The following is a 24,343-nucleotide window of genomic DNA, read 5'->3' as shown; positions in this document are numbered from 1 at the left end:
TCTCTTACTTCTTGTAATAATAAATCCAAGCGATCAGATAGGACAGTGTGCCGAGCGATAAGACGGTCGCGATGGCGTAGAAGGGAAAGTTCGGAAAGTCTTCAACGAGTTGGACGTAAAATAAAAACGGAATCATCAGGGCCGGTAAAGTGGATAAAAACGTCGTATAGGCAACACGTGTCGCCTTGCCTGTGATGACTTCTTCGCGCTCATCTTGATCAGAAAATTCAGCCATCCCGACGGACCATTCCGAAAATGTACTTTTTTTGTTTGTCCGGTTCAGGTAGCCCATAACGGTTAGTAAAATAGCGATGAATATCATCGGAAGAACAAGTGGAAGTTTCAATGTGATGTTGAACCCAGTGCCGCGAACGGGATCGTCGTTGAACACCTCGAGTTGATCGTGAACAGAACTGATAAAAGCAGCGAAAAGAAAATAAAGACAAATGTTTAAGCTCGATTGAATGATGACACGTTTCATGGTGATTCCTCCTCCAGATAAAAGATGTCTTCGATTGGTCGGTCAAAAACTTTGGCGATTTGCATCGCCAGTAACAATGACGGAGTATAGCTTCCTTTTTCGAGTGAAATGACGGTCTGGCGCGTGACACCGATCAAGTCAGCGAATTGTTCTTGCGTCCAGTCCGTTTGGCGCCGTAATGCTTTGACGCGATTCGAGAGTTTCATCGGGACACTCCTTTCTTCGATGATTTGATTGTATAGTTTGTTTTACATTTTGTAAAGCGGACTATACTTTTTATTTTTTCGTCTCATTTATCGAAAATTCATGGAGTCTAACTAAAACAGAATAGTCTGACAACTTTCGGGTAATATGTACTTTATCACTTCGACGGCACCGGGATAGAAAAAAGGGGGGAAGAAACATGTTACCTGAATGCATTCCGGATCAACGGGAACTTGCACGCCGCATGCGCATCGTCAAAACGTTACGGAAGCTTGGGAAAACCGATGAAGCCATCGCAAAATCATTATATGTCCCGGTCGAGTGGGTCAGGTCAGTCGATGATGATCATGTCAGTCCAGCGTTTCAGCAATCATCTTAATGCATGAAAAAAGAAGCGTCTCCCTTAGTTCAGGGGACGCTTCTTGATGTTCACGATGAAAGTTTCGTTGCGTCTGAGTCGACCGACAGTTTCGGTTGACGCCAAAAGACCGTCAGGATGATGCCGACCGTCAGGACGATCGTCGCGAAATAAAACGGATAGTTGAGATTGACGTCAAACAGGAGTCCGCCCGCAATCGGCCCGAGGATGTTCCCGACACTCGTAAACATCGAGTTCATTCCGCCGACGAAACCTTGTTCATCGCCGGCGATCTTCGACAGATACGTCGTGACGGCAGGACGCATCAAATCGAAGCCGACGAAGACGACCATCGTCACAAGGATGATTGCGAAGTAACTCGTCACGTACGTCATGACGAGGACGAGGGCGGTCGAGACGATTAAGCTGTAGCGGATCAGGCGAATCTCACCGAACCACCGCGTCAAGCGGTCGAACAGGCCGACTTGGACGATGACTCCGACAATTGCTCCGAGAGAAATCGCGAGGGCGATGTCCTTTGCCGTGAAGCCGAACTTCCGGTCGACGAACAGGGCGAACAGCGATTCGAACGAGGCGAGGCCGAATGACGAAATCAACAGGACCAAAAAGGCGACGAAATAGAGGGGGGAAAAGATTTTTGAGAAGCCGTTCGCTTGTTTGACGGTCGGCGCATCGGCATAATGACGTTCCGGTTCACGTAACGTGAAGACGGACAAAATCATCGCAATCATCCCGAATGTCGCGGCAAAGAAAAACGGAACGCGTGTCCCGACGTCAGCGAGAAATCCGCCGATTCCCGGTCCGATGATGAAACCGGTCGAGATGGCGGCTGACATATAACCGAGCGCTTTCGGACGCGTCTCGTTCGTCGTGATGTCGGCGATGAACGCCGTGACGGCGGGCATGATGAAGGCGGCACTGACACCACCTAAGATACGCGAAGCAAACAACACTTCGACCGTCTGTCCAAGCCCGAATAGCAGTTCCGACATACTGAAGATGAACAGGCCGATGATGATCATCGGCTTGCGTCCATACTTGTCGACGGCGCGTCCGGCAAGCGGCGAAAGGATCAGTTGGGCAAAGGCGAACGCCGACACCATATAGCCGACCGTTGAGCCAGAGATATTCAATTCATTCATGATTGTCGGGGTGACGGGAATGACGAGTCCGATCCCTAAAAAGGCGATAAACAGATTGAGTAAAAGTGTACCTAAAATGAGCTTGTTGTTTTGCATGATTTAAACCTCAGTTTCTGATTTGACTTCTTAACGGACGAGCCCGCGCCAAAAAATCGGCCAGACGGCAGTGAGTCGTTGTTGATAGGCGTCAATCCCGTTATAGACGAGTTCTGTCATCGTCCCTTCCGCAACGGTCAAGTAGGCGAGTGCGCCACTCGTATAATCATCCGAGTAAAGAATCTGCTCTGTCCGGTCGCGTTCGCGGAACAAGCGTGCTAGATGACGATGGATCGAATCGAAAAACGGATTGATCAACGCCGTCACTTCATGCTCCAGCTTGACGGGTGGGAAATACGCGATGCGAAGGATAAACTTCATTTGGTCGTTTTGGTTGCTTTCCTCGATGAACCAGTCGAAGAATCCTTTTAGAGATGTTTCAAGCGGCAACTGCCGTGTCTCGACGAAGTAGGACGCAAGATGTTTTTTTTGTTCACCGAGTGCGTACGCCATCGTCTTTAAAAAGAGGTCGTCCTTCCCGGAATAGTGGGCGTAGATGGATGGTTTTTTGATTCCGACTTCTTGGGCGATGTCGTTTAAGGAGGCCCCTTCGTAGCCATGACTCGCGAAGTGACGTAAAGCGGTCGGGATTAATTGTGCAGCTTTCAATTCATTCACCTTCCTAACGGTCGTTAGTTTATGAAAACACTATATCATCAATGTATGAGATTTAAAAGGAACGTGTTTTAAAAAAATATTTACCTAAAATGAAAACGCTTAACTTTTTCTTGACGCAGTCTTCAAGAAATTGTATTCTGATTACGAAAAGAATAAACCGTTAGGGTTGTTACTGGTCAAGCAGGCAAAACCTAAATTGATATCTGTTGCGTGTTGCGGCGATGGATATGAATTTAGGTTTTTTCTTTTCATCAGACTGTGGGTGGAGGTGATGGATTCCATGCAGATCGTAAAAGTGTTTAATAACAACGTTGTATCGATTGAATCAAAAGGGCAAGAACATGTTGTGATGGGACGCGGGATTGCGTTCCAAAAACGGACGGGGGATACGATTGAAGAGAATCGTATCGAAAAAATTTTTACACTTGAAAGTAAGGAAACACAGGAACGATTCATCGATTTTTTGAATCAGATGCCACAAGACGAAATCGAGACTGTCAAAGAAATCGTTAAAGTAGCAGAGCATCAATTGAACAACGAGTTGCATGACACGATTTACGTAACGCTAGCCGATCATATTCACTATGCCCTCGAACGGTATGCGGAAGGAATCATCATTCGAAACCCTCTGATTTGGGAAGTCAAACGTTTTTACGGACCAGAGTTTTCGATTGGCAAACAAGCCGTTCACCTGATCAATGAGCGGCATAATGTCAAGCTCGATGAAGATGAGGCAGTCGCGATTGCGCTTCATCTCGTCAATGCCTCGATGCTTGGCGTAAAAGGAGAAAGCTTACACGTCGTCACGGAAATGACGAAGGCGACACAAGCGATTTTGACCATCATTACCTATCACTTTCAAATCGAACTCGATGAAGAAGCACATGCCTATTCCCGCTTTTTAACTCATTTAAAGTACTTTGTGCAACGAATCGTTTCTAAAGCAGCCTTGAAGGCGGGGGGCGATGAAACACTGTTCGAAATGGTCAAAAATCGGTACCCTGCAGCTGCTGAATGTGTATTGAAAATTGCGAATTTAATTGAAGCGAAATACGACTATCATGTTTCGACGGATGAACGATTATATTTGATGATTCACATCGAAAACTTAATGAAACAAAGTCAATCCTAAGGATGGTTACTGATGATGCAGGCCAAACCTAAATGACTACAAGTATGGTGTTACTTGTAGTGGTTTAGGTTTTTTTTATCCTATTATTTAAACCGGGAGTGAGACGAATGGGAAAATATCAAGCGTTAGCAAAAGACATCGTACGATTGATTGGCGGACAAGACAACGTAAAAAGTGTGTTTCATTGTGCGACGCGTTTACGGTTCAAGCTAAAAGATGAGCAAGCGGCTGACGCTGAACAGGTCAAGCAACAGGACGGTGTCATTACTGTCGTCAAAAGTGGCGGACAATTTCAAGTCGTCATCGGAAACAATGTCAGTGAAGTCTATCAAGACGTAGTCGCGATTGGTGGTTTTGAAAAGACGGTTGATGACGGTGAAAAAACGACGGTGTTCAACCGGCTGATCGATACGATTGCCGGAATCTTCACGCCGATTTTAGGACCGATGGCAGGGAGCGGTTTACTGAAAGGCTTACTGGCGATTTTAGTTGCCCTTGGACTGTTGACGCAAGACATGGGGACATACATCGTCCTCAATGCGACAGCAGACGCGCTCTTTTACTTCCTGCCCATCATTTTAGGTCATTCAGCTGCCAAAAAGTTCGGTGGGAATCCTTATATCGGGATGGTCATCGGGGGAGCGCTCGTTTACCCTTCGATGGTCGCCTTGCAGGCATCAGGTGAAGCACTCAGTTTCTTGACGGTTCCGGTCGTCTTGATGAGTTACGCATCGTCCGTCATTCCGATTATCCTAGCGACCTATGTCTCAGCGAAGCTCGAGAAGTTCTTTAATCAACATTCGCATGAGGCCGTCCGCAACTTTACGACGCCAATGCTCGCGCTCTTAATCGTTGTCCCGTTGACGTTCCTCGCAATCGGACCACTTGCGACGTACGCGAGTCAAGGACTAGCGGGTGCTTACTCGTTCATTTACAACCTAAGTCCAGTCCTCGCGATCGCTTTCATCGGAGCGTTTTGGCAAATCTTTGTCATGTTCGGATTGCACTGGGGTCTTGTACCAATTCTCATCAATAACATTACCGTCATCGGGTTTGATACGATCAGCGTCGGTGTACTCATGGCAACGTTTGGTCAGGTCGGTGCCGTTCTCGCGATTACTGTTAAAACGAAAGATAAGAAGACGAAGGGACTCGGTACATCTTCAACGATTGCCGGTGTCTTCGGAATCACGGAACCTGCGATGTACGGCTTGACGCTGCCGCGGAAAAAGCCGTTTATCTTTGGTGTCATCGGTGGAGCAGCAGGTGGACTTGTTGGCGGTGCACTAGGTACAGCTTCTTACACGATGGGCGGACTTGGCATATTCGCTGTGCCAGTCATGATTCCTCAAAGTGGTGTTGACCTCTCGTTTTGGGGTGCCTTCATCGGTTTGTTCGTGGCGACGGCGGTTGCTTTCAGTTTGACGTACTTCCTGACGAAGGAAGAGATTGCAACGACTGAAACAACACCATCTTTATCAAAAGAAGTCGGGTTACCCGTCCTCGCGCCAATCAAAGGCGAAATCATTTCTCTGGAGTCAGTCAATGACGAAGTCTTTTCGAGTGGCGCGATGGGCAAAGGTGTGGCCATCATTCCGAACGAAGGAGTCGTTTACGCTCCGTTCGATGGTGAAGTCGTGACAGTATATCAATCGATGCACGCGATTGGTTTACGTTCAGATACAGGTGTCGAAATCCTGATTCATATCGGACTCGATACGGTCCAGTTGAACGGACAGTATTTCGAATCGTTCGTCACGAGTGGACAGAACATCAAAGCAGGAGATCGGTTGATTGCGTTTGACTTAAAAGAAATCGAGCAGGCGGGATATGACATCATCACGCCGGTCATCGTGACAAACACAGCCAGCTATTTGGATGTTCTTCCGACGTATGTCGGATTGGTTGAGCCGTCACGTGACGTGTTACGTATCTTAGTATAAGAGAGGGGTAGAGGAAAATGAAGAACGTACCAGCAGACTTTTTATGGGGTGGCGCTACTGCCGCCAATCAATTTGAAGGCGGATTTGATCAGGGAGGTAAAGGATTATCAATTGCTGATGTCATGCCGGGCGGGAAACAACGGATGCAGTTGATTCATGATGCGGCATTTGACTTTGAATTACATGAGCAATACACATATCCAAACCATGAAGGCATCGATTTTTATCACCGGTATAAAGAGGATATTGCCTTATTTAAAGAAATGGGTTTTAAGACATTCCGCATGTCGATTGCCTGGTCGCGCATTTTCCCGAACGGGGACGAAATGGAGCCGAATGAGGAAGGTCTCGCGTTTTACGACCGTGTCATCGATGAGTTGATTGCTCAGGAGATTGAACCACTTGTGACAATTTCGCATTATGAGTTGCCAAGACATTTGGCAATAGCATATGGGGGGTGGCGTGACCGCCGTCTCGTGATATTTTTTGAACGGTATAGCCGGGTTCTGTTTGAGCGGTATCAAGGGAAAGTGAAATACTGGCTGACCTTTAACGAAATCAATGGGGCGCAGTTCATGCCGATGCTCAGCCTCGGTGTCGCATTACAGGATGAAGAAAACCATCTTCAAACGACATACCAAGGGTTACATCATCAGCTCGTCGCGAGTAGTCTTGCGACGAAAGCAGCACGGGAAGTCGATCCCTCGATGCAAATCGGGTGTATGTTAATTGCTGCACCGGTTTACCCGTATAGTTCCAATCCAGCAGATGTTCAAGTCGCACTCGATGAAGAGCGGATGATGAATTACTTCTGCGGCGACGTCCATGTCCGCGGCGAGTATCCGGCATTCGCGAAACGTTTCTTTACGGAGAATGGGATTGAACTTAAACAGGAAAAGACCGATGCGGCAATCCTGAAAGAATACACGGTTGATTTCTTCTCTCTCAGCTACTATATGTCACGGACGGAAAAGGCTGATAAAACGACAGACATGACAGCCGGAAATATCATGAACGGCGTCAAAAACCCTTATTTGAAAGCAAGTGATTGGGGTTGGGAAATCGACCCCGGTGGTCTACGGATTATTTTAAATAAGCTGTACGACCGCTATCAAAAACCGCTGTTCATCGTCGAAAATGGACTCGGTGCTTACGATAAGGTGGAAGCAGACGGTGCAATTCATGATGAATATCGGATTGACTATCTTAAAGCACATCTTCAAGCAATGGTTGAAGCGATGGAGGATGGCGTCGAGGTCATGGGGTATACGAGCTGGGGATGTATCGACCTGGTCAGTGCCTCGACCGGCGAGTACAGCAAGCGGTACGGTTTCATCTACGTCGATAAGCAAGATGACGGGTCCGGTACACTCGAGCGGTCACGGAAGGATTCATTTTTCTGGTATCAGGAAGTGATTGCGACAAACGGACAAGCTTTGTACAAAGACTCAGTTTCAACGCGTTCATAAAAAGGAAAGACCTGATTTCGCTAAGCGAAGTCAGGTCTTTCCTTTTTTCGAATGAATGTTCAAAAAATTAGACTTTAAAAAGATGGTAAAAAGATAAGGGGATGGAGATAATGGATATAGATGGGTAAAAATAGGAGGATACAAAATGTATAAAAAAGTATTATCGATTATCTTGATTATGATTCTAATTGGTGGAACGTATTACGGGGTGATATCCCTATTGTTCAAAGAAGGTGCATCTGTCAGTTCGTTCCCGATTCCGCGCTTTGCGACGGAGCAAACGGGTGCGAACGGTCAACACTACGCGACGCAACTTGCTTCAGAAACAGATGGACCGGGACTCCTGTATGCAGCACGCTTGAAGCATGACGGCTGGAAGAAAGTGAATCAAGAAGGAGCCGAAATTCTCTATCAAAAAGGCGAGACATTCGTTTCGCTGACGACGTTCGACGAGGAGGTATATGTTAAGCCTGTCCGTTTACTCGAGTTCGAGCGGTTGGAGGATTGAGTCGGAACAAGGTACACTTGCTACAGCACATGAGGACAGGGACAATTGATCTGTCCGTAGCAAAGGAGAATCAAGATGACACAATCCATCGCAATCATCGGAGCAGGCGTCAGCGGGCTCTATACAGCATCACTTTTACAACAGAAGGGACAAGCGGTCACCGTCTATGAGGCACGGGAACGGATCGGCGGGCGTATTGTAAGCATGGCGGCTACGCACGGAGACGAGACAAACCGCTTTGACCTCGGACCGACATGGTACTGGCCGGATACGGAGACGGTCATCACGGAACTTGTCACCGAACTCGGTCTGACGGCATTTGAACAACACACGACGGGCGCGATGGTACTCGAACGGCAAGCAGGAACAATCGAACATCATCTGCTGGCACCGGACAGTATCGTCCCGTCAAAACGGTTAGCGGGAGGAATGGAAGCCCTCGTGACAGCGATTGCGGCACAACTTCCGGCGGCATCAATGCGCTTACAGACACGCGTCACGAAACTTGAGCAGACGGAACAACAAGTAATCGTTACGTCAATCAAAGACGGGCGGACGACTTCAGAAACGTATGATAGTGTCGTGGTTGCCCTTCCACCCCGTCTTATCGAGCGAGTCGCGATCGAACCGCCATTTTCCGAGACGACTCGCGAAAAACTGCAAACGACCCCGACCTGGATGGCCGGACAAGCAAAAGCACTTGTCGTCTATGACACGCCGTTTTGGCGCGAAGCAGGGCAGTCCGGGTTCGGGATGAGCTGGGTCGGTGCCTTGCAGGAGATTCATGATGCATCACCGCAGAACGGCCCCGGTGCCTTGTTCGGTTTCCTACGGTTGACGGCAGAAGAACGTCAGTCACTCGGACCGGAAGTAGTCAAAGCCCGTATCCTCGAGCAACTTATCACGATGTACGGTGAAGCAGCCCGGCATCCGCGGGAAGTGCTGTATTATGACTGGGCACAAGACCCCGATACAGCGACGCCTGCAGATGCCCGCCCGTTAACAGAATTTCCGCAATATGGACCCATCGCAGTCGACGCAAACTGGCAAGGGCGACTTTATCTTGCCGGGACGGAAACGGATGTTGCGTTTGGCGGCCATATCGAAGGGGCGCTCCGGTCGGCGAAGCGGGTCGTCGCCGAATGGACGATGCGGCATGGGTGATTTGTGACACGCACAATATTTATCATGAACGTCCTCGATGACCGGGGGCGTTTTTAACTGATTTTAAAAGTCGAAGTAGTCATTTGTTCCACCTGTGGTAACTTTCGGAGATCGGGATGGAAGAACCAAACACATGCAATCAACGAAATACCGAGTCCAGCGAACATGAAAATGAAGTGGGGATCAACAAAGGTCGCGACATATCCACCTAGTAACGAACCAATCGGCATCGCGGCAATTCCTAAGCTATACGCGACTGAATTTACTCGCCCAAGTATTTGGTTCGGGATGATGGTTTGCGTAACACCGGCAAACAAAACATTTACGGCACCGATTGGAATCCAGGCGATACCAAATAAAATCGGTGTAATCAATGGACTTGAGAGCCGCCCGGCAAGTATCCAGCAGATGGACCCGACTAAAAAACAAACGCTCGTGACGATGCCGACGCGTAGTTTTCCGAGGGTCGAACCGAGGAGTGCACCGAGCAACGAACCCGCTGACATAGCGGCTAACAAAATACCGTATGTTTGTACACCGCTGATCTGATCCGCGAAGACAGGAAGGACAGCAACCGTCATCCCAATCGCAAAATTTGCAACAGATGAACCAATCAGAAAGACCCAAAGTAATGACTTGAACACGACAGCGAAGCCTTCTTTTAAATCATCGATATAGTCTATGAAGGTGAGTTTTAAGGAGTGTTGCGTTTTTGGAGCTGGTGTTTTTACAAAATCCATGTTGAGGAATGAAAAAAACATCGCGGCGAGCGCAAATGTCACTGAATCGACGAAAAACATCGTGACGGCACCAAAGAAGGCGATTGCTAATCCTGCCAATGAATTGAAGACAAGATCAACGCCTTGATAAGCAAATGCAAAGAGCGAATTTCCTTGCAGCAGTTCTTTTTCTTTAAGAAACAAGGGCAGGGCTTTAGTTTGCGTCGGATAGGCAAATTCTTCGATGCAGGCGAGGAGTGGCATGACGGATAAAATTAATGCAATACTTAAAAAATCGAGCAGGTAAGCAAATGGAATGAGCAAAATCAAAAGCGACTGCACAATTTGGGTGACGATTAATGTCGTTTTGATTCTCCAGCGGTCGACCAGCGGACCCGCAAGAAATTGCAGGGCTTTTGGTGATAAAATCAGAAACCCGGCAAGCCCTGTATAAAATGCACTCTGTCCAATGTCATGGACTAGCCACATCGCGGCGATGTAATAAAGACTGTCTCCGATATTCGTCACGAGTCGGCCGGCCAATAAAAACATGAAATTGCGGTTTTTCAAAAGCTCAAGCATACATAAAACCTCCAAATGATTTATTATTTTGACCAGTCAATTTAATTTGACAATGACGAATAAAGAAAAAGGCTATACGTTCAAGCCTTGTTTTCTTCATCCTCATGTTCAATCGTTTCCATGATGAGTTCATCCACTTCAAACGCCATCGTAGAAAAGAAGTAAAGTTTTTGAGCGGTTTCTTCACTCGGTTCTTTTGAGAGGTGCCTAAGCTCCTCCATCAATTCAAAATATTTTTTCATCCAATCGTTAAACTGTTCCTCCGTTACAGAGATTTGCCACATTGAACCGACGTGATTCCAATCAGCAGGCGATTCACTGGCTCGTTGAGGGGTAAATGCATGCTCGGGCGCAGATAAGATAACTTGTTTTGTTTTTTCGGCCATTTGAAAAAGCAGTTGCCGATTGGATTCATTGACGTCTTCCATATGCGGCAAGAGCTCAAGTGATGGTGTGAATCCCCGCGCCACCGATTGATAAAACTTTTGGATGATCCCGCCTTTTTCTTCCGTTTTGACTAACGTGATCAAGTGATTCTTTTCGAGCTCCTTTAAATGATAGTGTACTTTAGGACGCGATAAGTTAAGTTTTTCAGACAACATTTGACCCGTGAGTGGTTTTTCGATCAACCGCATCATGATTTCAGCTCGGATCGGAACACTCAGCGCCTTTAATTGGCTTAAAGTGGTTAGCGTTAAAATGGATTTCATGAGATCCCTCCTTTTTATTTGACCGGTCTAATTTATTTGACAATAGAATAACATAAATTTACTTTTAACAGTTACTATTTTTTGCAAAGCATTACATTCTCTTGGATGAGGTATTACCTGACAGATTGGAAAATCGAGTGAAGGATGTGTTTTAACTAATTATTGAAAAGGTATAAGGGCACATAGAATATTTTAGTACGACAGGTAAGGGAAGGGTGACTGTATGACGTATCAAATTTTGATGCTACTACTTATCGGCTACGTAATTTACACCATCGATTTAAAACAAAAAATGATTCCTGTTCCGATGGTGCTCGTTGTGATTGGACTGGGTCTTTCATTTATCCCGTACTTTTCTTCGCTTCATCTATCGAAGGAAATCGTATTTGAAGTGTTTTTGCCAGCGCTCCTGTTTACGGCAGCGTATCAGTTTCCGATTAAACAGTTGAAAAATAATTGGGGTATCATTACGGCGTTCAGCACGATCGGGTTGATTGTGACGGCCTTATTGCTTGGTGTCTCAATCTACTGGATCTCGAATCTGTTCATTTCACTTTCGCTGACGGCTTCGCTGCTCCTTGCCGCCATCTTGATTCCGACCGATCCGGTCTCGGTGACATCCATCATCAAAAAAAGTACAGGGGACGAACAAGTTGCCGATATCGTGGAAGGAGAATCGATGGTCAATGACGGGACGAGTATCGTTTTATTTACGATATTATTATCGATATTTCAAACGGGGGAACGTTTTAATTTCACGACATTTATCGAACAATTTATGCTTGTTTCGTTTGGCGGAATTCTGATCGGTTTACTGCTCGGATGGATTTTAAGTAAAATCATTCACTTGACGAAGCAAAAAGAATATCAAGTGATGTTGAGTATCGTCATGTCGTACGGTGGATTTTATCTTGCAGAAGCGCTAGGTGTCTCAGGTGTTCTCACGACCGTCATTTTGGGGATTTTCTTGTCTTACGAAATTGAAAAAGCGGATGAGGAGAAGGGGATTAAAGCATCATTGGATGGATTTTGGAACATCATCAAACCAACATTTTTATCGATTTTGTTCTTACTCATTGGGATTCAAGCAGCTGGATACTTAGTTTTTTCACAATGGGGACTGGCGTTGATCATTTTTGGTCTCACTTTGTTGGCACGGTTCATCATGGTCGGTGGCTTCATTTATGCCGTACCGCCCTGGAAAGGTGAATTTCGCGACGACTTTTCGACGATTTCAATCATTACGGCAGCGGGGATTAAAGGTTCGATGTCTGTCGCGTTGTTACTGTGGCTCGAAAAAACGGTGTCAGCGCAATATGATGTGTTGATTTCCTTATCGTTTGCTGTAATCGTCCTGTCGTTGATTGTCCAGAGTATCGGCATTTATCCGCTGACGATTTTTTTAAGTAAACGGCATAAACGATGATTAAATAGAAAATCAAAAAGCAGACACTGTCCAAAAAGTACTTGGATCATGTCTGCTTTTTTGCGTTTACAGATACAACCCGTTCGCCTGAACATTGTAAGTGTTCATAAAGACAAGAAAAACGGATGGTCTCAAGCTGTTACAAATCGGAAATCATCAAATCCGCAATCATGTAGTTTTCTCTAACTTGACCAGTCATTCAGACGAATACAACAGCCGATCCGTCTTGACATCATAAATCCGGTAAGCAATCGGAAATGCATGATCTTTTGTCGCCGTCACGTGACAGGTATACGGGACATCCGGTCCGTACGCACCGAGGTCGGCCCGATCCAAGAAACTGAAAGAGTCACCTGTTTCATCGTAATAAAGATCAATCGTCCGCGGTTTGGATTGATCATCGTATTCCACCGTACAGGTTCCTTTAATTGTCACATAATCCTGAAAGAAGACATATTTTAGGCTCGGAACGGTATAAACAATTAGTCCTACACCACACAACAACATCAGAAGTGTTCCGACATAATGCTTGATTCTCGCTTCACTGTCATGACGAAGAAAAAAATATTAATACGCTCAGAGTAATTAACACAAAACCGCCAGCAAGTATGCCGTAATAAAAAAGCACTTCTTCATTCATGTGAGAAGTCCCCTCATAAATACAAGCCGTTCGCCTGAACGACGAATTGCGAGTGTTCGTAATGATAGGTGATGACGGAATAATCGAACGGACGACCGTTCGTCAAATGGAAAATCGTCTCGACCGTCAATGCCGGATCACCGGCTTCAAGTTCCAAATGTTCCGCAATCGTCTCCGGCAATTTACCGACGTGCATGTACATGTCGGAAAAGCCGATGTTCAGCCCGAGTGCCGTCTCAAGATACTCGAAAATCGATTGTTCGACGATTTCCCGGTTCAAGTAAGGCACGATTGCTTGGCGATAATAGGATTCCTCAAGGCACATGATGTTGCCGTCGATATAGCGGATCCGTTTCACGAAATAAACCATGTCGCCTGGTGTAGTACCGAGATTTTCGGCAATCGTTTCCGGGCACGGGATCAGCTCAAACGACAAGACGTTCGACTGGATGTCGTGCGCGACCAGATTTTGTTTGAACCCTTGCGTCGAAAAAAGTTCGATGTAGCCTTTGCGGTTCGTCTTCCGGACGAAAATCCCGCTGCCCCGGACTTGAAAGATGATTCCTTTACGCTCCAGCAATTCGAGCGCTTTTGTCATCGTTGTCTTACTGACTTCAAATTGGCGGATCAGTTGATCGAGGACTGGTAATTTATCGCCTTGCTGTAACGCATGTCGTTCAATATAGGCTTCGATTTCCGTCGCCGTTTGTTGATATTTCAGCATGGTTCACCCTCATTTACGTAAAAATTGTTATATCACAACTATATCATAATGAAAGGGTGATACTTGCGAACATGTCTTTTTAAATTAAATATGTATTGATTAATTGTACATGTACAATTACAATAAGAGTGCATGAAAGGGTTATCATAAAAAGGAGGTTCTTACATGAGTAAAGTGCGGGATTATGAAAAACTTGCCCGGTCGATCTTAGAGGCGGTCGGAGGGGAAGACAATATCATCAGTGCAGCGCGGTGCGCGACGCGGTTACGACTCGTCTTGAAGCGGTCGGACACGGCGGCAAAGGAGCAAGTGGCAGCACTGCCGGGCGTCATCACGGTCGTCGAATCCGGAGGGCAGTTCCAGGTCGTCATCGGTCAGCATGTCGGTGAGGTTTATGAAGCGTTTTCGAAATTGGTCCAGCTCGATGATACGGCTGAAGACATACAAGCGAACAAAGGTACCATCTTGAACCGGATCATCGCAACGATGTCAGCCGTCTTCGCTCCATTCGTCTATATCCTGGCAGCAGCGGGAATTTTGCAAGGTGCACTCATCCTGATTTCTTTACTGTTTAAGGACTTCGCAAAAACGGGAACCTATGAAGTGTTCAGCTTTATCTCATGGGCACCGTTTACGTTTTTACCGATTTTCATCGCCATCACGGCAGCTAATCATTTTAAAGTCAATCCCTTCATCGCTGTCGCCTGTAGCGCGGCACTCGTCAGTCCATCGTGGGCTGATATGGCAGCACGTGTTGTCGCGGGTGAGTCGATTTCCTTCATCGGCATCGCGTTATCCGGAACGACCTACACGTCATCGGTCTTACCACCGTTGTTTCTCGTCTGGATTTTATCGTATCTCGAACGGTTCTTGAACCGGACGATCAATGATGTCATCAAACCGCTGTTCGTCCCGTTCTTCAGTATGGTCATCATGGTCCCATTGACGATTTTGCTGATTGGTCCGATTACGACACTCGGAGCAGAAGGGATTGCCAACGGGTATAACTATCTCGCCGACCACGCACCGGCACTCGCTGGACTTTTGATTGGTGGTTTTTGGCAAGTCATCGTCATCTTCGGTGTCCACTGGGGTGTCACGCCGATGGTCCTTGCGAACTTCGAACAGTATGGACGCGACTCGTTCCAAGCCTATCAGACGATCGCCGTCATCGCTCAGGTCGGTGCCGTCCTAGGCGTCATCTTAAAAACACGCAACAAGGAAACAAAAAAAGTCGGTGTCTCGGCCGGTCTGACGGGGATTTTCGGAATCACGGAACCGGCGATTTACGGGGTGACGTTACGGTTTAAGAAACCGTTCATCTACGGTTGTATCTCGGGCGCGGTCGGAGCCGTCGTCGCTAGTTTCTTTAAACCATATTATTTTGCCTACGCCGGTCTACCGGGACCGTTAACACTCGTCAACGGCATCAGTTCCGATTACCCGTCGTCGATTATCGGTCTTTTGATTGGTGCCGCAATCGCCCTCGTCTTACCGGTCGTCTTGATCCAAGTACTCGGGTTTGGTGAAGATACGGTGGCAGCGGCAACTCCAACAGGACAAGCAGCACCAGTTGTCCATGAACAAGAAGTCAGTGTGACACTGACGAACGAAGAAACGATTGTATCGCCGTTGTCAGGTCAAGTCGTCCGCCTGATGGACGTCCCGGACGAAGTGTTTGCCTCCGGTGCGATGGGTGACGGTTTTGCAGTCGTACCGTCCACGCCGCAGGTCGATGCGCCGTTTAACGGAACGGTCGTCATGGTCGCGCCGACGAAACATGCGATCGGACTCCGGTCGACGAGTGGAGTCGAAATCCTAATCCATGTCGGACTGGATACCGTCAATTTGGGCGGAACACCGTTTAACGTGCTCGTTGCTGAAGGCGATACCGTTGAAGTCGGACAACGGTTGCTCGAGTTTGACGTGACGATGATTGAAGCACGTGGACTCAAAACGATTACACCGGTCATCGTCACCAATGCGTCTGCTTATGCCAAACTGATCATCGAACAGACTGAAACGATTGCGGCGAACGAACCGATCGTGACCGTCGTTAAATAAAAGGAGGAAATCAAGATGAAAACATTACCACACGACTTTTTATGGGGCGGCGCACTGGCTGCCCATCAATTTGAAGGCGGCTGGAACGCCGGAGGCAAAGGACCAAGTGTCGTCGATGTCATGACAGCAGGCGCGCATGGCGTTGCCCGCCAGATCACCGAGACGATCGAAGAGGGGACGTTTTATCCGAACCATGAGGCGATTGATTTTTATCACCGCTATCAAGAAGACATTGCGCTATTCGCCGAGATGGGATTGAAGTGTCTCCGGACATCGATTGGCTGGAGCCGGATTTTCCCGAACGGGGACGAAACGGAACCGAACGAAGCGGGACTGCAGTTTTATGATGATGTCTTTGACGAATTGATTAAGCACGGCATCGAGCCGATCATCACGTTATCGCACTTTGAAATGCCACTCCACCTGGCACGCGAATACGGCGGGTTCCGTAACCGGAAAGTCGCCGACTTCTTCGAACGGTTTGCCGAAGTCTGCTTCACGCGCTACAAAGATAAAGTGAAATACTGGATGACGTTCAACGAAATCAACAACAAGATGGATGTTGAAAATCCGTTGTTCCTTTGGACGAACTCCGGTGTCAAAGTCGAACCGGGCGAAAACGCGATGGAGGTCATGTACCAGACTGGTCACCATGAGTTGATCGCCAGTGCCCTTGCTGTCGCAAAAGGGAAAGCAATCAATCCCAATTTCCAAATTGGGGCGATGATTTCCCACGTCCCGATCTATCCGTACTCGTCACATCCGGAAGACGTCATGCTGGCAGAAAAATCGATGCGCCAACGTTACTTCTTCCCGGACGTCCAAGCCCGCGGTTATTATCCGAACTACGCCTTAAAAGAGTTCGAACGCGAAGGCTATCAGATCCCGATTCTCGCCGGTGACGACGAGATTCTGAAAAACGGAACGGTTGATTACATCGGCTTCAGCTATTACATGTCGACGACCGTCAAGCATGATGCGACCGTCAACAATACGGGTAATATCGTCAACGGCGGTCTCGCGAACGGCGTCGAGAATCCGTACATCCAGTCGAGTGACTGGGGCTGGGCGATTGATCCGGTCGGTCTCCGTTACGTCCTGAACCGTCTGTATGACCGCTACCAGCTCCCGCTCTTCATCGTCGAAAACGGCTTTGGGGCCGTCGATACGATTGAGGACGGCAAGATTCACGATGCAGCCCGGATTGATTACTTGAAGACGCACATCGAGGCGTTGACGGAAGCAGTCACGGAAGACGGCGTTGAACTGATGGGCTATACGCCATGGGGCATCATCGACATCGTCTCGTTCACGACGGGTGAGATGAAGAAACGCTACGGGATGATTTATGTCGACCGCGATAATGAAGGCAACGGCTCGATGGAACGGATGAAAAAAGATTCATTCGACTGGTACAAACAGGTCATTGCGACGAACGGACAAGAGTTATCGTATGACAAAGTAACAGAGCGGTAAGTTAATAAAAGGAATCATTTGCCTCACGCAACCCTTAAAGGGACATAAGCGTGAATCGAGTGATTCCTTTTTAAGTCAGCGAGTTAAGTGTACTGTTGAAAAAAAGAAAAGGACTTGCTAGAAGCGGATAAACAAGAGATGATAACAAAGAGATCATCCATTTTTTGTATGCGGTTGAAAAAAACACCTAAAAATAGGGTGGTAAAAACAAGAGGAGTGATCATATGTTTACAGTAGAAAAACACCTAGAGACGATCAAATCGAATCTCGAACAGCAGTCCGCGGTATTAGTTAACAACTTAAGAGAAGTCGTCGGCTATACCTTTGCGGCAGACGTCGAACTCCTTGATTTTTCAGCGTTCATCGAGCCGAGCAACCATGAACTATCCATCATGCTCTTTTAAATGGACCGCGATGCAAATGAAGTCTTTCAAGAACCCGGGAAATCCGGTTTTGCTGGAAGTACAAGTGTGCTCGAAGAGATGTCCTATTATCATGTCGCAGAAGAGCACATGGGTGCGTTTGATGACTTTTATGAGGCACACGATGAAATCCTGTTCGAACAGGAACAACGCGTGTTTGGTGAATGGTTCAGCACATGTTGGCAAGAAGCAGGCGGCGACAGCGTAAAACTGCCAGCCTATTTCGGTGTACACGATGAAACAGAAGCACTTGATTTAAAACGGCGCCACTGGGTGGACGCGGAAGAAAAATGGGATTGATCCGTGGAGACGGAAGCATTCAAGAAAGCACCAATGATTGGTGTCAGTATCGCGACGATATGGGAATTTGAAGCGACGCTCGCGTATTATGATGTAGATGAGTCAGAACGTATTTCCTACCCGTACGGCGAATATTTTTTCCGGACGATTACCGGTAAACGTATCATGTTCTACAGCACCGGTGTCCGGAAAGTAAACGGGGTCGGGGCCAACCAGTACATGATGGCACGGTTCTCGCTTACGAAAATCATCGTTGCCGGGACCTGTGCCGGCATCGATGAGTCGTTTGCCGTACTCGATATCATCGTGCCAAACCGCGCGGTCCAGTATGATTGTACGGTGAAGGAAGTGGAGCCGTTGATTAAGCCATCCTTCATCGTTGAACTCGACGTTGCGGCTTACCAGACAGATTTTCACACCGGAACAATCGGTACGGCAGAACGGGCCGTCGTGATGTGGAACGATTACTTGGAGCTGAAAGACAATGCCATCACGGTCGCCGATACGGAAGCCGGCGCAATCGCCTATATCTGTCAGAAAAACAAAGTCGAATGTATCATCATTAAAGGCATCTCCGATTTTCCGACGGACGAGACAGACCTCGATCCGGTCCAATCGAACGAGGAACAAATCAACGTCTACATAGCGAATACGCCAAAAGTGATGCACAAAATATTCGATGACTATCTGACACGATTCGTTTAAAACGTCAGGAGGGGAAACGCATGAAAAAGCGATTGTTCGCTTGTTTGGTGACAGTCACGGCGTTAGCCGGCTGCGGGGCGGATCAAACGGAAGAGATGAAGTCGCCGAAGTATGACGGGGACCGGTTACAGGTAGCCGTCGTCGGGAAACAGCCGACTGTTCGGGAGGACACTGTCCGGTTCACTCCGGTGTCGCTTCAGGAACTAACCCCGACTGCCCGGATTTCATCCGAGTTTGATGGGGTCTTCATCATGAAAGATCATCTGAAAGAGGCCGATCAAGAGCAATATGTTCGTGTCTACAAAAATTTACGGATTCCGACATTTTTCATCGGGTCGACGAAGGGCTATCTGCCGTTCGTCATGAAAGAGTTAACGTATGAAGCAGCCGGTGACAACGCCCAGTCGTATGCGTTCGGATACTTACACGGAAAAAAAGAGTTGTCCTGGGAATACGGTCTCTACAACGATATAAATACTGATGCACATATCACAGCGTTGTATTCAGATGTCTTTCGAACGATTGATTCCGTCAAGAACGATCGCCAACGCTAAAAGCTTAATGACAAAAAAGACGCAGTCTCGGATGAAATCCCGGAACTGCGTCTTACGTATGCGTGCATCGGCTGCTAATTTTGTTCAGACTCTTGTTTTTCTGACTGAGCCGCTTTGAAGTTGCGATAAATCGTATAACCGACAGTGACAGGAAGAATGACAATTCCATACCCAAGCGGCAATTCTAAAAAATAATACCAGAAAATCGTAAAAACGATCATGATTAGAAGTAGGCGGATACTTGATATGTGGTATTTACTCACTTAAAACGTTCCTTTCTTTCAAATCATTGTTATGTTTTTAGAAAGGCGTTTGGTTGATCGATATAAAGTTGGACCAGTCCGCACTTCGGACAAACGGCAGCTTTCGCTTCAGCAGATGCCTTACTGAAAAAACGACCCGGTTTTTTAATCTTTAAGCCATACATCGCACCTTTGACGTGGACTTCACAGTCTTCGACCAGTCGGGTGTTGCATTGTGTACAAAATCGGTTCATTGAACGATTCCTCCCTTGTAATCCTGATGTTTATTTTTTAAGTGAGAATCATACAAAAAACGATTACATCGACGTTGTCGAATCGAAGAACGCATAATGTCCTTGTCTAATCGTTTTTGCTTGATACATGGCGGAATCAGCAAATTTAATCAACTCGTCACCCGTCCGTGCCTGATCGGGATAGGAAGCGATACCGATACTCGGGGGACAATGAATCAATTCGTTCGCGAGCGCATGGGGTTCGTTTAGTGTGGAGAAGACCTGTTTCGTCAGCTGTTCTACCTCATCGGACGACCGATTGACTAACAATAATGTGAATTCATCTCCTCCCAGCCGGGCGATGATCGTAAAGTGCTCTTGAAAAGACTGAAGACGCATAGCGAAAGAGACGAGGAGTCGGTCACCGATGTCATGTCCGAACGTATCATTGACGTCTTTAAAATCATTCAGATCCATGAACAAGAGTGAGGCACGTTTCGTCGAGGGTGCACGTAACGTTTGTTCTAATGTTTCTTCGAAAGACGAGCGGTTGGCTAGTCCGGTTAACGTATCATGATATGCGAGATAATGAATCCGTTGTTCCTTCTCCTTGATTTCCGTCATGTCTTTCCCGATTCCGAACACACCGACTAGTTGTTTTTGGACGATGATCGGTACATTCGTAATATGCATGAACGATCTTGTTCCGGAACGGCTTTCGATTTCGACTTCATAATGTCGTGCTGTGCCGGTAAAAACTTGTTTAACTTCGCGTGACACGAAGGGACGGTCGGACGGCGCGACGAAGGCAAGGCTACTTTTTTGTAACAATTCCTCTTGGCTGTAACCGAGAAGCTGTGTGCAAGAGGCATTGACACTGTCGAATTGACCATGAAGGTTCGTCGAATAGACCGGATCGGGATGATTTTCAAACAGGCACTTGTACCGCTCCTCACTTTGCTCAAGTTGTTGCGACTTGATGTAATATTTTTTGAACAGCCGCTGGTTCTCGAAGATGATCATGATTTGCCGGATGAAGACAAGGATGATTGAGACGCCGGAGCCGACTGTAATGATATCGATTCCTTCCGAGTGAATTCCCATAAAAATAAATAGAATTAACGCACCTCCATAAGGCGTCACGATTTGAAAAATCGTCAACCGTTTGACTGATTCCGGTGACTGCTCTTCTGTCGAATTTGAACGGACTGTCAGTCGGCCAGCTATACCAATCAGTAGACCGGCAAGGATGAATAAGGGATCGATATAGCTTCCGGACGTGTAATCATTGAATGAGATTAAGTACAAGTACACCGAATCAGCAACAGTTTGAATGAATAAGGCAAAAAACAAAATGAGTAAGTAAACCGTATTCGATTGTTTTGATGTACTGAATAAAATGAAGACGATGGCGATCAAGATGCCTAAATCACCGATCGGGTAAGCTAAGGAAACAATCAGTGAGAGCAACGAAACCGTATCGGACTTCAAGATGGGTGTAAGGATGAAATGCCAGGATAACGTCGTTGCGACGACCATGACGATCAGTGTATCAAAGACAAACGGAATCCGTTCTTGGTTTTTAGTTTGTGTCACAATCTTATATAAAAGTGCTACAAGAATCGTGAAGACTTGCATCAAGTAAAACATATCAGTAACTCCCGGGTAGCTGACACCCGTTTGTCGGATACTTTCAAAATAAAACCAATAGATTTCAGCAATCAAGTAACTGCTATTCGCGACCAACAGGATTGCCCAAAACAACTTTTCTTTTTTTGAGACCTGTCGGACAGCCATAAACGTCCAACAGACAGTAACCGCCATACCTAACAAAGAAAAGAGGTTACCCCCGAATTGCTGGATATAGGCGTCTTCTCTCCAGTAATAAATCCAACTGTAATAGCTCGTTATGAATACAAAGAGAAATAATAACGAATAGGATGGTAACTTACGATTAACCATGGACCAAACTCCTTCATGAATGAATCAGACATTAAACTACAAGTATAAAGAGAATGGTAAACAATGTCTTCTAAAAAACAGAATAATACAAAAAAATGAAGCGGATGGATAAAAAAATGAAAGCAGTCCGTGCATGAACTACTTTCATGTAAAAGAATACACGCCATTTAGAAGACGAATTCATTTTTTTGATAAAGGGCATCCAGCAACTCCGTGAAGTGTTGTGCATTGATTGGTTTAGAGAAGAGATACCCTTGTCCGATGGAGCAGCCATACTCTTTCAAGATCGTCGACTGACTGGATGATTCGATGCCTTCGGCGACGACATTCAGTTGCAGATTCAAACCGAGTTCGACGATGGTTTTGACCATTGGCGATCGACTGCTTCGACTTAACCGGTCGATGAAGGATTTATCAATTTTTATCGTATCGATGGGTAATTGTTCAAGGACACTTAAGGAAGAATAGCCTGTCCCAAAATCGTCAATCGAACATTTGACACCGATTTTCTTTAATTTTTTTAAGATGGAGACGCTCTCCGTAATATTTTGGACGATACTTTCCGTAATCTCGAGTTCGAGATGGTTCGGCTGCAAGTCGGTTTCCAGTAAAATTGACGACACGACTTCACAAAAATGACGATTTTGAAATTGAAGAGCCGATACGTTGACAGAAAGTAACAGGGGAGGATAACCACTCGCTTGCCACTGTTTACTTTGCGTACAAGCGGTCCGTAAAACCCACTCTCCAATCTCATTGATCAAACCCGTCTCTTCAGCAATCGGGATGAATTCAACAGGGGAGATCATACCGAGATGCGGATGTTCCCACCTCACTAACGCTTCCATCCCGACAATCGTCTTCGTTTGTAAATGCACTTTCGGTTGGTAGTGGACGGACAATTGATTCAGTTCGATTGCTTTTTGTAATTGAACTTCGAGTTCCATTTTTCGAAGGACATCCGATTCTAGCCGTTCACTGTAGATGATGAAATCGTTTTTGCCTGATGTTTTCGAATGATGGAGGGCCGTACTTGCATTTTTGAGTAAGTCTTCTGCATTTTCGCCATGCTGAGGGTAAATACTGATACCAATATTTGTTTTTACAGAAAATTCATGATCAGACATGATAAATGGGACGTGTAATTCCTGGATGATTGTACTCGTAAAATCTTGATAAGCGACCGCACAATCATTTTCTACCAAGATGACGAATTCATCGCCACCGATCCGGAACACCGGCAAACTGCCATTATGGGTCAAACTAAGCCTTGAAGCGACTTCTTTTAGGACATCGTCACCAATTCGATGACCGAGCGCGTCATTGATCATTTTAAAGCGATTTAAATTGACTAGGATTAGGGCGAAGTGGGTCATCGATTCAGTTGTCAAATAGCGGTCAACGGTATTGATGAAATTCAGACGATTCCCGATTTGTGTCAAAGGGTCGTAATAGGCTAAATGTTGGAGTTCCGTAAAGAGCTTCTTATTTTTAACCATGACGAAGGATTGACGGGTGATGATCATCACGAAAATTAAAAACCAACCAAAACTTAACGAATTGATTCGCCAGTCGTAACTTTCAATCATCAGGATTGTCAAAACAATGATGCTTAAGTAGGGAAATAAAAATTCGCGCTGAAGGAGGGGAAGCTTTTTCTTCGGTTCATGCGACGAAATCCCTTTGCTATAGCGATAGCCCGTAAAGCCAATCAAGAGTAAGGCGGTGGTCCAAATATAGTCGACAAACCCGCCAGCCGTGTACGTCTGTTGTGTAGAAAAGTAAGAGAACAAGGAATCACCGACTAGTTGGAGTAATAATCCCGTGACTAAGAAAAATAAGCTTCTGTTCTCTTTTTCAAAATGAAGCAAATAATACAGGGTGATGACTAAAAAAAGCAGTGCCAAATCAATCACTAAAAAGATGACAGTATAGGTAATCGATAAAGTAGTCGAAAACTTTAAGGCAATCAGCGGTGACAGCAAATAATGATAACTGATTGAAATGGAAGCAATCATATAGATGACTGTATTAAAAAAATACGATTTGTTCGAAAAATCAACGACGTTCGCGCGGATTTTATAAATCAAGGCACTCAAGTAACAAACGTATGAGAGGACCCAGATAAAATTAGACAGAAGAGGGGTGTTGATCTCTTGATTAATCAAGGTTAAGTAAAACCAAATGGCTGTCCCGAATGTCGAGAAAAATACACCCAGTGATAAGAGAAGCCAAAATGTTTTTAATCGAGTCGTTTTTTGTTGATAAACTTGCCACAGCCAGTAGAAACTGATGATGCCAATGCTGAATTGTACACCGTTCGACAGCAGTATCCGGGTGCTAGCTGTCGAGATGAATGTGTTGCTTATCAGATAGATAGCAGACACGACGATCGTCAATAGCACAAGAATGTTTTTGAAGACCATGGTTGATTGTCCTCCTCTATGC

Annotated in this window: 25 protein-coding genes; 13 read left to right on the top strand and 12 right to left on the bottom strand. The window is 46.3% G+C overall.

The features are described from left to right. Nucleotides 1-4: 4 nt before the first annotated feature. Nucleotides 5-481 (bottom strand): DUF2178 domain-containing protein, encoded by a 477-nt coding sequence (locus tag KNQ04_RS13295; protein WP_214851315.1) that lies wholly within the window; start codon nucleotides 479-481, stop codon nucleotides 5-7. Further along, complete coding sequence (locus KNQ04_RS13290) at nucleotides 478-687, bottom strand: helix-turn-helix transcriptional regulator (RefSeq protein ID WP_159172542.1); 210 nt, start codon at nucleotides 685-687, stop codon at nucleotides 478-480. Before KNQ04_RS13290 ends, KNQ04_RS13295 begins: the two co-directional genes overlap by 4 nt. Before the next feature lie 197 nt (nucleotides 688-884). Between KNQ04_RS13290 and KNQ04_RS13285 the strand changes: the two genes are divergently transcribed. Continuing rightward, the gene (locus tag KNQ04_RS13285) at nucleotides 885-1,064 is read left to right on the top strand and encodes a DUF2171 domain-containing protein (RefSeq protein WP_159172541.1); all 180 of its coding nucleotides are present in this window, start codon (nucleotides 885-887) and stop codon (nucleotides 1,062-1,064) included. Between the two features lie 50 nt (nucleotides 1,065-1,114). On the opposite strand, the gene KNQ04_RS13280 is transcribed toward KNQ04_RS13285, so the two are convergent. Next, entirely contained in the window at nucleotides 1,115-2,302 is a 1,188-nt protein-coding gene (locus tag KNQ04_RS13280; protein ID WP_214851314.1) for an MFS transporter, read from the bottom strand. A gap of 30 nt (nucleotides 2,303-2,332) precedes the next feature. Further along, nucleotides 2,333-2,920, bottom strand: coding sequence for a TetR/AcrR family transcriptional regulator (locus KNQ04_RS13275; RefSeq protein WP_353049728.1), 588 nt, complete (start codon nucleotides 2,918-2,920; stop codon nucleotides 2,333-2,335). Nucleotides 2,921-3,200: 280 nt separating this feature from the next. On the opposite strand from KNQ04_RS13275, the gene licT reads away from it, so the two are divergent. From licT to KNQ04_RS13250, 5 genes are all read left to right on the top strand, one after another. After that, on the top strand, nucleotides 3,201-4,052 hold the full coding sequence (gene licT, locus KNQ04_RS13270) for a BglG family transcription antiterminator LicT (protein ID WP_214851312.1): 852 nt from the start codon (nucleotides 3,201-3,203) through the stop codon (nucleotides 4,050-4,052). Between the two features lie 107 nt (nucleotides 4,053-4,159). Continuing rightward, on the top strand, nucleotides 4,160-5,995 hold the full coding sequence (locus tag KNQ04_RS13265; RefSeq protein ID WP_214851311.1) for a beta-glucoside-specific PTS transporter subunit IIABC: 1,836 nt from the start codon (nucleotides 4,160-4,162) through the stop codon (nucleotides 5,993-5,995). A gap of 17 nt (nucleotides 5,996-6,012) precedes the next feature. Further along, complete coding sequence (locus tag KNQ04_RS13260) at nucleotides 6,013-7,464, top strand: glycoside hydrolase family 1 protein (protein WP_214851309.1); 1,452 nt, start codon at nucleotides 6,013-6,015, stop codon at nucleotides 7,462-7,464. Nucleotides 7,465-7,609: 145 nt separating this feature from the next. Next, on the top strand, nucleotides 7,610-7,972 hold the full coding sequence (locus tag KNQ04_RS13255) for a hypothetical protein (RefSeq protein ID WP_214851308.1): 363 nt from the start codon (nucleotides 7,610-7,612) through the stop codon (nucleotides 7,970-7,972). Nucleotides 7,973-8,047: 75 nt separating this feature from the next. Next, entirely contained in the window at nucleotides 8,048-9,136 is a 1,089-nt protein-coding gene (locus KNQ04_RS13250; protein ID WP_214851307.1) for a flavin monoamine oxidase family protein, read from the top strand. Between the two features lie 53 nt (nucleotides 9,137-9,189). Here KNQ04_RS13250 and KNQ04_RS13245 read toward each other — a convergent pair whose 3' ends face one another. Together KNQ04_RS13245 and KNQ04_RS13240 are read right to left on the bottom strand one after the other, a co-directional pair. Next, nucleotides 9,190-10,437, bottom strand: coding sequence for an MFS transporter (locus tag KNQ04_RS13245; protein WP_214851306.1), 1,248 nt, complete (start codon nucleotides 10,435-10,437; stop codon nucleotides 9,190-9,192). An 80-nt stretch (nucleotides 10,438-10,517) separates the two neighbouring features. After that, nucleotides 10,518-11,147, bottom strand: a complete 630-nt coding sequence (locus KNQ04_RS13240; RefSeq protein ID WP_214851305.1) for an ArsR/SmtB family transcription factor — start codon at nucleotides 11,145-11,147, stop codon at nucleotides 10,518-10,520. A 223-nt stretch (nucleotides 11,148-11,370) separates the two neighbouring features. Between KNQ04_RS13240 and KNQ04_RS13235 the strand changes: the two genes are divergently transcribed. Further along, the gene (locus KNQ04_RS13235) at nucleotides 11,371-12,573 is read left to right on the top strand and encodes a cation:proton antiporter (RefSeq protein WP_214851304.1); all 1,203 of its coding nucleotides are present in this window, start codon (nucleotides 11,371-11,373) and stop codon (nucleotides 12,571-12,573) included. A gap of 195 nt (nucleotides 12,574-12,768) precedes the next feature. Here KNQ04_RS13235 and KNQ04_RS13230 read toward each other — a convergent pair whose 3' ends face one another. Together KNQ04_RS13230 and KNQ04_RS13225 are read right to left on the bottom strand one after the other, a co-directional pair. Next, on the bottom strand, nucleotides 12,769-12,984 hold the full coding sequence (locus KNQ04_RS13230) for a hypothetical protein (RefSeq protein WP_214851303.1): 216 nt from the start codon (nucleotides 12,982-12,984) through the stop codon (nucleotides 12,769-12,771). Nucleotides 12,985-13,226: 242 nt separating this feature from the next. Then, a complete protein-coding gene (locus KNQ04_RS13225; RefSeq protein WP_214851301.1) occupies nucleotides 13,227-13,937 on the bottom strand; it encodes a GntR family transcriptional regulator in 711 nt (236 codons plus the stop codon). 165 nt (nucleotides 13,938-14,102) lie between these two features. Here KNQ04_RS13225 and KNQ04_RS13220 point away from each other — a divergent pair, with 165 nt between their 5' ends. The 6 genes from KNQ04_RS13220 (at nucleotide 14,103) to KNQ04_RS13200 (ending at nucleotide 19,458) form a co-directional block, all read left to right on the top strand. Then, entirely contained in the window at nucleotides 14,103-16,001 is a 1,899-nt protein-coding gene (locus tag KNQ04_RS13220) for a beta-glucoside-specific PTS transporter subunit IIABC (RefSeq protein WP_214851299.1), read from the top strand. Between the two features lie 15 nt (nucleotides 16,002-16,016). Beyond that, nucleotides 16,017-17,477 carry a 6-phospho-beta-glucosidase BglA gene (gene bglA / locus KNQ04_RS13215; protein ID WP_214851298.1) on the top strand — a complete coding sequence of 487 codons (1,461 nt, stop codon included), beginning with the start codon at nucleotides 16,017-16,019 and terminating at the stop codon, nucleotides 17,475-17,477. Between the two features lie 224 nt (nucleotides 17,478-17,701). Beyond that, entirely contained in the window at nucleotides 17,702-17,881 is a 180-nt protein-coding gene (locus tag KNQ04_RS15675; protein ID WP_251137055.1) for a hypothetical protein, read from the top strand. Next, the gene (locus KNQ04_RS15670; protein WP_251137054.1) at nucleotides 17,882-18,199 is read left to right on the top strand and encodes a hypothetical protein; all 318 of its coding nucleotides are present in this window, start codon (nucleotides 17,882-17,884) and stop codon (nucleotides 18,197-18,199) included. A 33-nt stretch (nucleotides 18,200-18,232) separates the two neighbouring features. Continuing rightward, nucleotides 18,233-18,904 carry a 5'-methylthioadenosine/S-adenosylhomocysteine nucleosidase family protein gene (locus tag KNQ04_RS13205; protein WP_214851380.1) on the top strand — a complete coding sequence of 224 codons (672 nt, stop codon included), beginning with the start codon at nucleotides 18,233-18,235 and terminating at the stop codon, nucleotides 18,902-18,904. Between the two features lie 20 nt (nucleotides 18,905-18,924). Next, a complete protein-coding gene (locus KNQ04_RS13200) occupies nucleotides 18,925-19,458 on the top strand; it encodes a hypothetical protein (RefSeq protein WP_214851297.1) in 534 nt (177 codons plus the stop codon). A gap of 74 nt (nucleotides 19,459-19,532) precedes the next feature. Here KNQ04_RS13200 and KNQ04_RS13195 read toward each other — a convergent pair whose 3' ends face one another. The 4 genes from KNQ04_RS13195 to KNQ04_RS13180 all read right to left on the bottom strand — a co-directional run bounded on the left by KNQ04_RS13195 (nucleotide 19,533) and on the right by KNQ04_RS13180 (nucleotide 24,321). After that, nucleotides 19,533-19,721: a hypothetical protein gene (locus tag KNQ04_RS13195; RefSeq protein WP_159172527.1), complete on the bottom strand. Its 189-nt coding sequence runs from the start codon at nucleotides 19,719-19,721 to the stop codon at nucleotides 19,533-19,535. A 29-nt stretch (nucleotides 19,722-19,750) separates the two neighbouring features. Continuing rightward, nucleotides 19,751-19,954 (bottom strand): hypothetical protein, encoded by a 204-nt coding sequence (locus tag KNQ04_RS13190; protein WP_214851296.1) that lies wholly within the window; start codon nucleotides 19,952-19,954, stop codon nucleotides 19,751-19,753. 63 nt (nucleotides 19,955-20,017) lie between these two features. Next, complete coding sequence (locus KNQ04_RS13185) at nucleotides 20,018-21,895, bottom strand: DUF4084 domain-containing protein (RefSeq protein WP_214851295.1); 1,878 nt, start codon at nucleotides 21,893-21,895, stop codon at nucleotides 20,018-20,020. A 167-nt stretch (nucleotides 21,896-22,062) separates the two neighbouring features. Next, a complete protein-coding gene (locus KNQ04_RS13180; protein WP_214851294.1) occupies nucleotides 22,063-24,321 on the bottom strand; it encodes a putative bifunctional diguanylate cyclase/phosphodiesterase in 2,259 nt (752 codons plus the stop codon). Nucleotides 24,322-24,343: the final 22 nt, after the last annotated feature.

Source organism: Exiguobacterium sp. s193 (assembly GCF_018618755.1).
In the GTDB taxonomy this organism is placed as follows: Bacteria; Bacillota; Bacilli; order Exiguobacteriales; family Exiguobacteriaceae; genus Exiguobacterium_A.
This window is presented reverse-complemented; position numbering and strand designations above follow the sequence as displayed.